Genomic DNA, 13462 nt, shown 5'->3' on the forward strand with positions numbered 1-13462 from the left:
GGTACGGCCCCACCCCTGAACCCGGTACGGCCACCGGTCCCCCTGCGGCCCGTCCACTCGCCCTCCGAACGGCGTTTCGGCCGTCCTTCCGGAGAGCACGGCTCATTCCGGAGGTACGGCCCCACCCCTGAACCCGGTACGGCCACCGGTCCCCCTGCGGCCCGTCCACTCGCCCTCCGAACGGCGTTTCGGCCGTCCTTCCGGAGAGCACGGCTCATTCCGGAATCCGCGCCCACCGGGTCGGGAACCGATCCAGCTTGAGGTCATCTTCTCCGCCTAAACGGGCGAAACGCCGGGGATCACGGGGAAGTTGGCGTCCGATGTATCTGGACAGGGGGCCGGAAACTCCTAGATGTGTCAGTTCCCCCGACGAAAATCGGAGTTGCCATGTCCCGTACGCCACGGCCGGTTCCGCTCCCCCGGATCGCGCCGTCCCCCTCCGCCGAGCCGCCCTACGACGACGAGCGCCCAGCCGGGGATGTCCCGGCCGCCCCGCCGTACGTCCAGGGGGCCCTCGCCCTCGCCTACGACCCCGAGCCGGCCGAGCCGCCGGTCCGCAGGCCGTTGATCTGGGGGCCGCCGGGCGCGGTCCCCGACGAGCGACGGCTGCGAGCCCTCGGCCAGGCCGTCGCCGAGATCCTGTCCGGCAGGCGGCCGCCTTCGAGCGTCTCCACGCACCTGACCGAACGCACCCAGGCCGAGCTGGTCAGGAGCGGAAAGATCATCAACTGCACGCGGCCGCCGCTGGTCGGCACGCCGCACGTGTCCCAGCCCAAGGACGGGGTCGTGGAGATGTGCGTCCTGGTGCACTGCGGCGACCGGCCGCGCGTGCTGGCGCTGAGACTGGAGCGCAAGGGCGTGCAGTGGCTGTGCACCGACTTCGAGGCGACCCCCTGACCGCACGCCGTGGCGTCTGCCCTGCCGCGTGAAAGCCGAAGGGCCCGCACGGAGTGCGGGCCCTTCGGTCGGCGGTCAGGCCTCGACGTGCCTGGGGTCGCCGTGGCAGCGCTTGTACTTCTTGCCGGAGCCGCAGGGGCACGGGGCGTTGCGCTCGACGTTGCCGTAGGCGTCGCGCTCCGCCTTGCTGCTGATCCGGGTGTGCTCGACCTCGCCGCTCTCACCGGGCGCGGTGTATTCCAGCTCGGAGGGGCGCTGCGGGCCACGCAGGCCGCGAGCGATGATCGAGCGGGTCTCCGCGACCGCCGCGTCCTCGTGCTCGTGGTCATGGTCGTGCTCTTCGACGATCGGGTTGGTCTGCACCTCGACTTCGAGGTTGAACAGGTAGCCGACCGACTCCTCCTTGATGCCCTCAAGCATCTGGGAGAACATGTCGAAGCCCTCGCGCTGGTATTCGATCAGGGGGTCGCGCTGCGCCATCGCGCGCAGGCCGATGCCCTCCTGGAGGTAGTCCATCTCGTAGAGGTGCTCGCGCCACTTGCGGTCGAGGACCGACAAGATGACCCGGCGCTCCAGCTCCCGCATGGTCTCGGGGCCGAGCTCCGCCTCGCGGAGGTCGTAGGCGGCCATCGCGTCCGCCTTCACCTTCTCGTTGAGGAACTCCGCGGTGAGCTCCTCGCGACCGCCGGCCTCCTCGATGACGCCGTCGATGGTGAGGGTGGTCGGGTAGAGCTGGCCGAGCGCCTTCCACAGCTTGTCGAGGTCCCACTCCTCGGCGAAGCCCTCGGCGGTGGCGCCGGCGACGTACTCGTCGATGACGTCGTTGATGAAGCCCCGGATCTGCTCGTGCAGGTCCGCGCCCTCCAGGACCTGGCGGCGCTCGGCGTAGATCACCTTGCGCTGCCGGTTCATGACCTCGTCGTACTTCAGAACGTTCTTGCGGATCTCGAAGTTCTGCTGCTCGACCTGGTGCTGGGCGGAGGCGATGGCCTTGGAGACGATGCCCGACTCGATCGGTACGTCGTCCGGGATGTTCAGCCGCGTCATGATCATCTCGACCCTGGCCGAGTTGAACAGGCGCATGAGGTCGTCTTCGAGCGAGAGGTAGAACCGCGACTCACCCGGGTCGCCCTGACGGCCGGACCGGCCGCGGAGCTGGTTGTCGATGCGCCGCGACTCGTGCCGCTCGGTGCCCAGCACGTAGAGGCCGCCGAGCTCGGTGACCTCGTCGTGCTCGGCCCGCACGGCCTCCTTGGCCTTCTCCAGCGCCTCGCCCCAGGCCTTGTCGTACTCGTCGGGGGTCTCGACCGGGTCCAGGCCACGGTTGCGCAGTTCCACGTCGGCGCGGAAGTCGGGGTTGCCGCCGAGCATGATGTCGGTGCCTCGACCGGCCATGTTGGTGGCGACGGTGACGGCGTGCTTGCGGCCCGCCTCGGCGATGATCGCCGCCTCACGCGCGTGGTTCTTGGCGTTGAGGACCTCGTGCTTGATGCCCTTGCGCTTGAGCTCCTTGGCCAGGCGCTCGGACTTGGCGACGCTCGTGGTGCCGATCAGGACCGGCTGGCCCTTCTCGTAGCGCTCCTTGATGTCCTCGACGCAGGCCAGGAACTTGGCATCCTCGTTCTTGTAGACCACGTCGGCCTGGTCCTTGCGGATCATCGGCCGGTTGGTCGGGATCGGGACGACGCCGAGCTTGTAGGTCTGGTGGAACTCGTTGGCCTCGGTGGCCGCGGTGCCGGTCATGCCGGAGAGCGTTTCGTAGAGGCGGAAGTAGTTCTGCAGCGTGATCGTGGCGAGAGTCTGGTTCTCGTCCTTGATCTTCACGCCTTCCTTCGCCTCGATGGCCTGGTGCATGCCCTCGTTGTAGCGGCGGCCGTGCAGGACTCGACCGGTGAACTCGTCGACGATCAGGACCTCGCCGTCGACGACGATGTAGTCCTTGTCCTTCCGGTAGAGCTCCTTGGCCTTCAACGCGTTGTTGAGGAAGCCGACCAGGTGGGTGTGCTCGGGCTTGTAGAGGTTGTCGATGCCGAGCCAGTCCTCGACCTTCTCCACGCCGCTCTCGAAGATGCCGACGGTGCGCTTCTTCTCGTCGACGGCGTAGTCGCCGGTGTTCTCCTCGCCGTCCTTGCCCTCGGTGCCCCTGCGGAGCCGGGGGACGATCTTGGAGAACTCGGCGTACCACTTGCCGGACTGCTCGCCGGGGCCGGAGATGATCAGCGGCGTCCTGGCCTCGTCGATGAGGATCGAGTCGACCTCGTCGACCAGGCCGAAGTTGTGGCCGCGCTGGACGCACTCCTCCAGCGACCAGGCCATGTTGTCGCGCAGGTAGTCGAAGCCGAACTCGTTGTTCGTGCCGTAGGTGATGTCCGCGTTGTACTGCTTGCGGCGCTCGTCGGGCGGCATGTTCGCCAGGATCACGCCGACCTCGAGACCGAGGAAACGGTGGATGCGGCCCGTCTCCTCGGCGTCGCGCTTGGCCAGGTAGTCGTTGACCGTGATGATGTGGACGCCCTTGCCGGAGAGGGCGTTGAGGTAGGCGGGGAGCGCGCAGGTGAGGGTCTTGCCCTCACCGGTGCGCATCTCGGAGATGTTGCCCATGTGCAGGTTGGCCCCGCCCATGACCTGCACGTCGAAGAGGCGCTTGCCCAGCACGCGGCGGGAGGCCTCACGGACGGTGGCGAAGGCTTCGGGGAGCAGGTCGTCGAGCGACTCTCCGTCGGCGTGACGCTGCTTGTAGTCAGCGGTCAGCGCGCGGAGTTCGGCGTCGGTCAGGCTCTTGAAGTCGTCCTCAATGGAGTTGACCTGGTCGGCGATCCGCTTGAGCTTACGCAGAAGCTTGCCTTCGCCTGCGCGAAGAATCTTATCGAGAAAGGCTGGCACTTTAGGTAAAGCTCCTCGCAGGTCTTCCGTGGCCGGACCGGCCCGGATGAGGACGAGACACGGTTCTCCGCTGCCATCGTAGGCGGTTCTACCACCAGACACAGCCACCCTGAAAGACGCTCTTCACGTCCGGGGAGTTCCCCGCGCCCTTTTTATTGGGAGTAGTAGCCAGCCTAAAGGGTATGCCGGTTTGCGCACGCGCATGGCGAAGAGGTCGAATCTACGGGCGCGTCGCGACCCGAGGGAGCCGCCGTGGAGGACGACGCGGAGCCGACGAGCCACGCGGGCAGGGCGTCGTCATGGCTGGCCGTGACCGTGATCGTGCTGGGTTTCGCCATCGGCGGGGTGGGGCTGTGCCTGGGCCCCATGTGGCCGCTGTTCTGGATGGGCGCGGCCGTGTGCGTCCCGGGCGGAATCCTCCTGCTGGCCTTCCAGGTCTTCCGGGACGTCATCCTCGACGCCCCGCGCGTGCCGTACCGGCAGGCCGGGACCGGGACTTCCCCGCCGTACCGGCAGGCCGGAACCGATGCCCCGCCGCCCTACCGGCAGACCGGGACGGACGCCTCTCCGCCACGGCGGCAGACCGTGGCCGAGACCCCGCGCGTGCCGTACCGGCAGACCGGGGCGGAACCGTCCGAGTGACACCGGCATAAACATTTTGTCGGTGTGTAGCGCTAACCTCGGCGTCATGCTGACGTTCCATCCCCTCCCCGGCTCCCCCGGGGATCGATCATGACGGTCACACTCTCCGCCGACGAGGCCCGCCGGATCATCCTCCGCGCCCAGGGCCTCCTCGGCGCCGACGCCCGCCGCGGCGGCGCCCCCGCGACCCTGCGCCGGCTGGGAGCCGTCCAGCTCGACACGATCTCCGTCCTCGCCCGCTCCCACGAGCTCGTCGCCTACGCCCGTCTCGGCGCCGTCGGCAGGCAGCGGATCGAGCGCGCCTACTGGGACGACCCGGCGCAGGCCTTCGAGTACTGGTGCCACGCCGCCTGCATCCTGCCGATCGACGACTGGCCTCTCTACGCCTTCCGGCGCAGGTATCTGCGCGCCAGGAAATTCCGCTGGCACGAGGTTCCCGACAACGTGGACAAGGTGCTGGAGCAGGTGCGCGAGAGCGGCCCGATCACCACCGCCGACATCGGGGGCGCCAAGAACGGCGGCCTGTGGTGGGACTGGTCCGACTCGAAGATCGCCATCGAGTGGCTGCTGGACATCGGCGAGGTCGTCTGCACCCGCCGTGTCGGCTGGCGCCGCGTCTACGATCTGACCGAACGCGCGGTCCCCGCCCACCTCGTGGCCGAGGACCTCTCCGACGCCGAGTGCATCACCCGTCTGGCCGGGATCGCCGGCCGTGCCCTCGGCGTGGCCACGCGGGCCGACCTCGTCGACTTCCTCCGCCTCAGGCCCGTCTACGCCGCCCTCCTGGACGCCTCGTTGCTCGACGGCAGCGCCGGCCTCACCCCGGTCCAGGTCTCCGGCTGGCCGGACCGCTCGGCGAGCGCGTGGGCCGATCCGGCCGCCCTGGAGGGCGAGCCGCGGGGCCGCCACCGCACGACCCTGCTGTCGCCGTTCGACTCCCTCGTCTGGGACCGCGCCCGGACCGCCCGCGTCTTCGGCTTCAACCACCGGCTTGAGGCCTACGTCCCCAAGGAGAAGCGCGTCCACGGCTACTTCACGATGCCCGTCCTCGCCGGGGGCCGGCTGATAGGCCGGGTCGATCCCGCCCGGGAGGGCTCCACTCTGGTCGGCCGCCAGGTCAGCCTCGAACCCGGCGTCAACCAGCGCAAGGGCGTCGAGTCACTGGCCGACGCGCTGTGGGAGGCCGCGAGCTGGGTCGGCTGCGACGACGTCCGCGTCGACCGCGTCGACCCGCACCTGTCCGAGCCCCTGCGGCACGCCCTGACCCGCTGACCACCGGGTCGAGGCCCGCTGACCACCAGATCACGGGCCACTGAACTCCGGACCCGCCGACCACCGGGTCGAGGCCCGCTGACCACCAGATCACGGGCCGCTGAACTCCGGACCCGCCGACCACCGGGTCGTGGCCCGCTGACCACCGGACCCGCGGGTGCGGCGCCCCGGACGGAGCGCCGCACCCGGCGTGTCAGGTGATCTCGAGCATCCGCTCGCGGACCGCGTAGACCACCGCCTCCATCCTGGAGTGGAGCTGAAGCTTGTCCAGGATGTTGCGGACGTGGTTCTTCACGGTGTTCTCGGAGATGAACAACTGCTTGGCGATCTCGCGGTTGTTCATCCCCTTGGCGACCAGGCGGAGCACCTCCATCTCCCGGTCGGTCAACCGGGGGACGGGGAGCTGGGGGGGCCGCTCGGCCTCCTTGCGGCTCATGTTCGCGAACTCGGTGATGAGCTTGGCGGCCATCGCCGGATTGATGAGCGACTGTCCCTCGTGGACGCCGCGCACGGCCTCCGGGACCTCGTCGAGCTGCACGTTCTTCAGCAGGTAGCCGGTGGCACCCGCCTTGATCGCCTCGAAGAGGTCCTCCTCCTCGTCGCTCACCGTCAGCATGATGATCCGTGTGCTCGGCACCGAGGCCTTGATCGCACGGGTGGCCTCGATGCCGCTCCTACGGGGCATCCGGACGTCCATGAGCATGACATCGGGGGTGAGGCGGTCGGCGAGCTCGACCGCTTCCTGACCGTCGCTCGCCTCGCCGACCACCTCGATGTCCGTCTCCGCGCTCAGCGCCATTTCCAGACTGCGCCGGATCAGCGCGTGGTCATCGACGATGAGCACGCGGATCGGGTCACCACTCCTGGCAGGGCGGGTCGCCTCGTCGGGTTCCGTCACGCCTCCTCCTCGGGGGGCCAGAGCCGTTGGACCGCCATGATTACACGGGTTTCAGGGTCCTCGGGTTGGTCGGAGAGGATCTTCAAACGCGTCTGTCAGGGTTCTACGAGCCGCAGCACGCCGTAGTTGTAGCCCTGGCGTAGGTACACGACACTCGGCTGGCCGCTCTCCTTGTCACGGAACAGGTAGAAGTCATGACCGACCAGCTCCATCTCGAGCAGGGCCTGGTCGATGGTCATCGGGTCGGCCTGGTGGGCCTTCTCCCGGACCACGAGCGGCCCGTCACCGTCCATCTGGATGGGGACGATGGTCTTGTCCTCGGGCGAGTCGGCCTCGAACTCCGACTGGGCCTCGGGCTCCTCACGCGGCCGTGGGGGAATGGCCTCCAGGGTCTCCGCAAGGGCGGTGGCGGCCAGCTCGGCGAGCGACGGGGGGCAGTGGTTGCCGTGGTGGATCTTGCGTCGGTCAGCGAGGCGCCGGAGTCTTCCCTCAAGCTTTCCGAGTGCAATATCGAGAGCGGCGAAGCGATCGTCGGCTGTGGCCTCGGCCCTGACTGCGGGCCCGCGGGAGTGGATGGTGAGCTCGACCCGCTCGCGCTGCCCGGTGATGCGGGGGTTGCTCTCTTTGGTCACCTCCACATCAACGCTGATGAGCTTGTGGTCCAAACGCTCGATCCTGGCCAGCTTGGTAGTCACGTGGTCGCGGAATCGGTCACTCACTCCGGTGTGCCGACCCTTGACGATGATGTCCATGCACGGACCCCCTTCGAACCTCGACGGTGGTACTGCTGCGGCACCCGCTCGGCCGACCTGGTCTTCGTCCCCACATCCGCCTGCTGAGGGTTTCGCAGCTCTTTGCCACTACATGCCCTTCTCTTCTGGCGAGGAACATCTGGCTCCCCGGGAAGGCAGGACTTACCTCTAAGCCGCACCGTGATCGATCGACAAAGAGTCGTCTTACGTGGACCGTTTGGCCTGCGGCTGGCATCGGCTAACCGAGCCGGCCCCCTTGCGGGAGTCGGTCCGGCGCAACCACGGACCCGAGCGGGTGCCATGGCTCAGACGCTATCCGCATCCCGACCGAATGTCAGCTTGGACACCGCCGAAAGGATCACTTTGCGTGATCACCCACCGGCCGACCGGGCGTCGGGGCAGTCGCTTCGGCCGCTCGATACCCCTGTATACAAGTGCTTCTCACACTGATTGAGCAGCCGCAAATCCTTGATCGGGACAGGGAGGTGTGGCCCTGCGGTGAGACCGGCCACTCAATCCTCCTTCACCCTCCGTCACGATAAGGACTTTGCCCCCTCCGGCGTGTCGCGGCGATCGTGGCGGCGAGCGGGACCGCCGCACCGGCCTCACGCAGCGCCCTGGCCGCCTCGGCGAGCGTCGCGCCGGTGGTGACGATGTCGTCCACCAGCACAATCGGCCCCGCGCCGCCCCAGGAGCCCGGCAGGGGCCCTTTCCGGGCAGCCGTAACCCTGAATGCCAGAGAGAGGTTCTCGGCCCGCTGAAGCGAGCTCAGCCCCGCCTGGTCGGCGATCCTGCGGCGCTGGGCGAGGATCTTCGCCACGGTCACCGGCCACCCCGCCGCGCGGAGGTATCCGGCGGCCAGCGCCGTCAGCCGGGTCACCGGATCGTGCCCGCGCCGCCGGAGGGCCTGCCGGGCACTCGGCACCGGGACCAGCGTGACCGGCCGGCCGCCGACCGCGGCGACGACCGTCAGCGCCAGGGCCCCGGCGAGGGGATGGGCCAGGGCCGTACGGCCGCGCTCCTTGTAGGCGATGATCGCCCGGCGCGCGGCTCCCGTGTAGTCGGTCGCCGACCAGCATTCGGGCAGGCCCGGCGGCGACGGGACGGGCATCCGGCACGCGGGCCGTCCGTGCAGCTCCGCTGCGCACCGGGGGCAGACGAGAGCGCCGGGCACGCCGCATCCGGCGCAGCGGGGCGGCAGGACCAGGTCGAGCAGGGCTGTCGGCACGGCTCCACGGTGCCAGGCGGCACCGACAAACCCCGCTCACGGAGGGAGAAATCACCCATATCAGCTCTAACTCCCCTCACGGAGGCGGGGTGCCGCCCATCGCGGCCACGCCCCCGCACGGAGGAGGGACACCCCTCAGCCCAGGGGGTAGGCCGGGGAGGAGGGGCCGTCCTTCTCGGAGAAGAGCACGGTGCCCTTCTCGTCCTTGACCATGGGCTCCCACTTGGCCGAGGTGCGGTTCCAGTACAGGACCTGCCGGTTGCCGTTGTCGTCCTGCGCCCCGGCCAGCAGGGAGCCGTCCAGGGCGGTGATGCTCTCGATCCGGGAGTCGGAGGCCAGGGTCTTGGGCTCCGCCGCGACGGAGGCCTCCAGCAGGTCGGACTTGCCGGTGAGCACGTAGAGGGTCTTGCCGTCCTTCCAGGCGATATCCTTGATCGTCTGGTTGCCGTCGCCGTCCACCACGGACTGCAGGTCGGTGATGCGGGTGCCGTCCCCCTGGCCGACGACCGTGCCGATCTTGACCTCCTCCTCCGTACCGTTCTTGACCACCACCGCGACGTGCACCCCGTCCCGGGCGACCTTGAGCGACGTGACGTGGACCGCGTTCAGGTCGGGGGCCCAGACCTGGTACTGCTGCCTGCCGTCGCGCCGCACCACCACCGAGCTGTGGCCGTTGGGGCGGTTGACCGTCCACAGCGTGTCGTAGCGGTCCCAGGAGGGCGGGGTGAGGGAGTCGCCGGTGACCCAGTCCTGCCACTCGCCCCCCGGGGCGAGCGGCGCGACCGAGACCTTCGTGCCGTCCGCCGACAGGGCCGCCACCTGCCCCTGGCCGCTGATCGCCGGACGGGTGCGCGTGCCGTCCTTCTCGCCCGCCCTGCCCTGCACCGGCTGGCCGACGTTCTCCTTGCCCAGCATCTGCAGGGCGCCGTCGGCCAGGTAGTACGGGTAGACGTCGCGGGGAGCCGTCCAGGGGTCGAAATCCGCGTGCTGCTGGGCGTCGATCGCCAGCAGGCTGTCGGAGTAGTACAGCTTGCCCTCGACCCTGACCTCGAAGCCCCAGCCGCCCTTGGTGAGCTCGGCGAGCGTCCCGGCGAGCTGGGCGGACATCGGGGCGATCCGGTCGGAGTCCACCGGCTTGGTCAGGTCGACGACGACGCGGTTGTTCTCCGTGGTGACGTCGATGAGCTTGGTGCCCGGACGGAAGGCGGAGTTCACCGCCTTCTTGAGCAGGCTGCTCGGCCCCTTCAGCAGCCGCTCCACCGCCGTCTTGGCGAAGTTGGACGTCGGGTCGATGGGCACCCGGACCTGGTCGGCCACCAGGCCCTTCCAGGCCGAGTCCAGGAAGTACAGGTCCACCTTGAGGTAGGCGCGGTCGACGTCCGCCTCGGACAGCATCAGCCCCTCGGGGGCCGCGCTGATCCGCCATCCCTGCGCCCCCTTCACGAGGGTGAAGGGCTCGTTCAGGCTCCCGCCCTTCGGCCAGTAGCGGCCGTCCTGGTCGATCATGGCCGTCACGGTGCCCTTGAGGGTGACCCGGGTCTGCTTGGCGTCCGTCTGGACGGGCGGGGCCTTCTCGTACTCGTCCTGCTTGCCGTCCTGCTTGTAGACCGTCACCCCGCTCTGCGGATTCCACTCCCTGGCGAAGGTGTCGGTGAGGTATTTGCGCGCGACGTCGCGCCCGGGGTCGTCGACGCTCGCCATCGCGGCCCTGAACCCGGTGACGACCTCCTCCGGCGACCAGTCCGCGCTCGGCGGCACGGCGATCACCCGGGCGTACGGGTCGCCCAGCGGGTTGCCCTTGCGGGGGTTGCCCACCGAGATGGGCTTGCCCCCGGTGGGGATGACCGAACAGGCCGTCACCCCGCAGGTCAGCGCGACGATCAGGCCGACCGTCCCCACCCGTCGTCCCGTGCTAGTCCGCATCGTTTCCCCCGTCGGCGACCGCCGGTGAGAGCACCGGGGTCATCTGCCCCCGCCATGTCCGCCGCATCTCCACCTCCGGCGGGACCAGCGACAGCGGCGACCCCCGCAGCGGCGCCCCGGCCACCCGGGGCAGGGAGAGCCGGAACTGCGACCCCTCGCCCTGCGCCCCCCAGGCCTGGAGCCAGCCGCCGTGCAGCACGGCGTCCTCGCGGGAGATCGCCAGGCCCAGGCCGGTGCCGCCGATCGTCCGCGCGCGGGACGGGTCGGCCCGCCAGAACCGGTCGAAGACCATGTTCTCCTCGCCCGGCTTGAGACCCACCCCGTGGTCCCGTACCGCCACCGCCACCGCGTCGCGGTCGGCCCCCACCGAGACGACGATGTCGCGGCCCTCTCCGTGCTCGATCGCGTTGAACAGCAGGTTGCGCAGGATCCGCTCGACCCGGCGGCTGTCCATCTCGGCCATGCAGGGCTCGCCCGGCAGGCGCAGGTCGAACCGGGTCGAGTGGCGCTCGGCCAGCGCCTCGGAGTCGGCGACGGCGCGCAGCACCACGTCCCTGACGTCCACCGGATCGACGTCCAGCTCGGCCGCGCCCGCGTCGTAGCGGCTGATCTCCAGCAGGTCGGCGAGCATCGACTCGAACCGGTTGAGCTGGTTCTGCATCAGCTCGGCCGAGCGGGCGGCCATCGGGTCGAAGTCCTCGCGGGCGTCGTAGAGCAGGTCGGCGGCCATCCGCACGGTGGTCAGCGGGGTGCGCAGCTCGTGCGAGACGTCGGAGACGAACTGCCGCTGGACGTGGGACAGCTCCTCCAGCTGGTGGATCTTCAACGCCAGGTTGGCGGCCATGTCGTTGAAGGAGGTGGCCAGGCGGGCCAGGTCGTCCTCGCCGCGGACCTTCAGCCGCTCGTCCAGGCGTCCGGCGGCCAGCCGCTCGGCGGCCTGCCGCGTCAGCCGTACCGGCGTGACCACCTGGCGGGTGACCAGCGAGGCGATGGCAGCCAGCAGCAGCACCAGGGCGGCGCCGACCGCGACGAGCATCCGCAGGACCGAGTTGAGGGTCTCCTCCTCCTTGTCCAGCGGGATGAGGTGGTAGATCTCGTATCCGCTGTCCAGCATGGTCCCGGAGGTGTCGAGGCGGGTGCCGATCACCATGCCGCGCACCGGCTCGCGCCTGCCCTCGTAGTAGAGGTCCCCGTAGTGGGTGCTGTCCTCGCCCGCCTCCTTCTTGGACACCTCCTCGCGCAGCCCGGACGGGATGCTGCGCGGATCGATGCTCGGGGTGACGAAGAACTCCCCGGGCCGGTTGTCGTTGCGGGCGATCACCGAGTAGCGGGGGACGGCCCCCGCGCGCCCGGCGAGGGCGTAGACCGCCTGGCTGAGCGGGCTGTCGCCACCCCGCTGGAGCCCGTCGCCCGAATCGACGGACGGCTTGGAGACGTCGCCGGACGGCCGGTTCAGGTAGCCGAGCACCGCGTTCCGGTCGGCCTGCGCCTCGCTCCTGGCCGCGCGCTCCCGGTCCTGGAGCGTGGTCGCGATGATCTGCTGCATGAGGAAGACGCCGAGCACGGCCACCACCGCGATGGAGATGACCATCGTGCTGGTGACGACGCGCAGCTGCAGGGAGCGCCGCCAGACCCGGCGCACGCCTCCCGCGGCGCGACGGGCCCGCCGGCGGATGCCCCGCACCACCTGGCGCGGGGTACGGCGGCGCTTCTTCGGCGAGGACGGCATGTCGGGGGTCCGGGAGGTCCGTGCGGGCTAGGCCGGGCCGGCCTTGTAACCGACTCCCCGGACCGTCACCACGATCTCCGGGTGCTCCGGGTCCTTCTCTATCTTGGCGCGGAGCCGCTGGACGTGCACGTTGACCAGTCGGGTGTCGGCTGCGTGCCGGTATCCCCAGACCTGCTCCAGCAGGACCTCACGGGTGAAGACCTGGCGCGGCTTGCGGGCCAGCGCGACCAGCAGGTCGAACTCCAGCGGGGTGAGGTTGATGGTCTCCTCGTCGCGCTTGACCGAGTGCCCGGCGACGTCGATGGTGATGTCGCCGATCTGGAGGATCTCCGGCGTCGGCTCGTCGGTGCGGCGCAGCCGCGCGCGGACCCGGGCCACCAGCTCCTTGGGCTTGAACGGCTTGACGATGTAGTCGTCGGCCCCCGACTCCAGGCCGAGCACGACGTCGATGGTGTCGCTCTTGGCCGTCAGCATGACGATCGGCACACCGGACTCGGCGCGGATGCGACGGCACACGTCGATGCCGTCGGCGCCGGGCAGCATCAGGTCGAGGAGGACCAGATCCGGCCGGGTGTCGCGGAACGCGTCGAGGGCCTTGTCCCCGTCGGAGACGAAGGAGGGCTCGAAACCCTCTCCGCGCAGCACGATGCCGAGCATCTCGGCGAGAGCGGCGTCGTCGTCGACGACCAGCACGCGTCCTTTCATGGCCCCTCATTCGTTTTACGCAGTTTGGGAGTTTTTGGGGTAAACGGCACGGTCGTCGAAGATTACCCTTGTCCGGCCACTGGATGACACCTGCCGACTACCAGCCATCCGAATGCCGAATTTTAGGCGCACACAACGTAAAGCGCTTAGGAGTGCCCCCGTGCGGCCAACTCCGGTCTCGGCGACTGCGAACGCCAAGCGGAGGTGGTCACGTCCCCAGTCTGCGGTAAACGACGGTGTCTCGGCCATCCCTCCGGCATCTCCGTCGATCTCCCGGCGTGTGAAACCTCGCCGAGATCTCCCGGGCACCACAATCGGTGTGTCCACATGTCAGGATTGGGATATGTCAGACGGTCACGGCTCCACTCCCGACACGCCACCCGGCTGGGCGTCCAACCAACCTCCGCCGTACGGCGACGCCCCGGGATCACCGTGGACCGCGCCCGGCTCCGGTCCCGGCGCGCCACCGCCGCCGCCCCCGCAGCAGCCCCACGGCGGGCCGTACGGGCCGGGCCGGTGGGGCGGGGGCTGGC

The 13462-nt window shown here is 69.5% G+C and carries 10 protein-coding genes and 1 pseudogene; 4 read left to right on the forward strand and 7 right to left on the reverse strand.

What is annotated here, in order from left to right; translation table 11 throughout:
- Positions 1 to 387 precede the first annotated feature (387 nt).
- Positions 388 to 897 (forward strand): Rv3235 family protein, encoded by a 510-nt coding sequence (locus CA984_RS36085; RefSeq protein ID WP_086577894.1) that lies wholly within the window; start codon positions 388 to 390, stop codon positions 895 to 897.
- A gap of 75 nt (positions 898 to 972) precedes the next feature.
- Here CA984_RS36085 and secA read toward each other — a convergent pair whose 3' ends face one another.
- On the reverse strand, positions 973 to 3780 hold the full coding sequence (gene secA / locus CA984_RS36090; RefSeq protein WP_086577895.1) for a preprotein translocase subunit SecA: 2808 nt from the start codon (positions 3778 to 3780) through the stop codon (positions 973 to 975).
- Between the two features lie 252 nt (positions 3781 to 4032).
- Between secA and CA984_RS48375 the strand changes: the two genes are divergently transcribed.
- Positions 4033 to 4422, forward strand: a complete 390-nt coding sequence (locus CA984_RS48375) for an HGxxPAAW family protein (RefSeq protein ID WP_242676362.1) — start codon at positions 4033 to 4035, stop codon at positions 4420 to 4422.
- Between the two features lie 90 nt (positions 4423 to 4512).
- On the forward strand, positions 4513 to 5694 hold the full coding sequence (locus CA984_RS36100) for a winged helix-turn-helix domain-containing protein (RefSeq protein ID WP_086577896.1): 1182 nt from the start codon (positions 4513 to 4515) through the stop codon (positions 5692 to 5694).
- Between the two features lie 193 nt (positions 5695 to 5887).
- On the opposite strand, the gene CA984_RS36105 is transcribed toward CA984_RS36100, so the two are convergent.
- From CA984_RS36105 to mtrA, 6 genes are all read right to left on the reverse strand, one after another.
- Entirely contained in the window at positions 5888 to 6592 is a 705-nt protein-coding gene (locus CA984_RS36105) for a response regulator (protein ID WP_086577897.1), read from the reverse strand.
- Positions 6593 to 6687: 95 nt separating this feature from the next.
- Positions 6688 to 7344, reverse strand: coding sequence for a ribosome hibernation-promoting factor, HPF/YfiA family (gene hpf / locus CA984_RS36110; RefSeq protein WP_086577898.1), 657 nt, complete (start codon positions 7342 to 7344; stop codon positions 6688 to 6690).
- Positions 7345 to 7867: 523 nt separating this feature from the next.
- Positions 7868 to 8572: a ComF family protein gene (locus CA984_RS36115; protein ID WP_086577899.1), complete on the reverse strand. Its 705-nt coding sequence runs from the start codon at positions 8570 to 8572 to the stop codon at positions 7868 to 7870.
- A gap of 135 nt (positions 8573 to 8707) precedes the next feature.
- A complete protein-coding gene (locus tag CA984_RS36120; RefSeq protein WP_086577900.1) occupies positions 8708 to 10495 on the reverse strand; it encodes an LpqB family beta-propeller domain-containing protein in 1788 nt (595 codons plus the stop codon).
- Entirely contained in the window at positions 10485 to 12224 is a 1740-nt protein-coding gene (mtrB, locus tag CA984_RS36125; RefSeq protein ID WP_086577901.1) for an MtrAB system histidine kinase MtrB, read from the reverse strand. Before mtrB ends, CA984_RS36120 begins: the two co-directional genes overlap by 11 nt.
- A 27-nt stretch (positions 12225 to 12251) precedes the next feature.
- Positions 12252 to 12929 (reverse strand): MtrAB system response regulator MtrA, encoded by a 678-nt coding sequence (gene mtrA, locus CA984_RS36130; protein WP_012888151.1) that lies wholly within the window; start codon positions 12927 to 12929, stop codon positions 12252 to 12254.
- 343 nt (positions 12930 to 13272) lie between these two features.
- Here mtrA and CA984_RS47425 point away from each other — a divergent pair.
- A pseudogene (locus tag CA984_RS47425) lies at positions 13273 to 13462 on the forward strand (hypothetical protein); the annotation flags it as partial.

This window comes from Streptosporangium minutum (genome assembly GCF_002149035.1).
Classification (GTDB): domain Bacteria; phylum Actinomycetota; class Actinomycetes; order Streptosporangiales; family Streptosporangiaceae; genus Streptosporangium; species Streptosporangium minutum.

Bases quoted from the DNA above. Each gene is read 5' to 3' on its own strand.
- CA984_RS36085 (WP_086577894.1), top strand. From the start codon at position 388: ATGTCCCGTACGCCACGGCCGGTTCCGCTCCCCCGGATCGCGCCGTCC.
- CA984_RS36100 (WP_086577896.1), top strand. From the start codon at position 4,513: ATGACGGTCACACTCTCCGCCGACGAGGCCCGCCGGATCATCCTCCGC.
- hpf (WP_086577898.1), bottom strand. From the start codon at position 7,344: ATGGACATCATCGTCAAGGGTCGGCACACCGGAGTGAGTGACCGATTC.
- CA984_RS36120 (WP_086577900.1), bottom strand. From the start codon at position 10,495: ATGCGGACTAGCACGGGACGACGGGTGGGGACGGTCGGCCTGATCGTC.
- mtrB (WP_086577901.1), bottom strand. From the start codon at position 12,224: ATGCCGTCCTCGCCGAAGAAGCGCCGCCGTACCCCGCGCCAGGTGGTG.
- mtrA (WP_012888151.1), bottom strand. From the start codon at position 12,929: ATGAAAGGACGCGTGCTGGTCGTCGACGACGACGCCGCTCTCGCCGAG.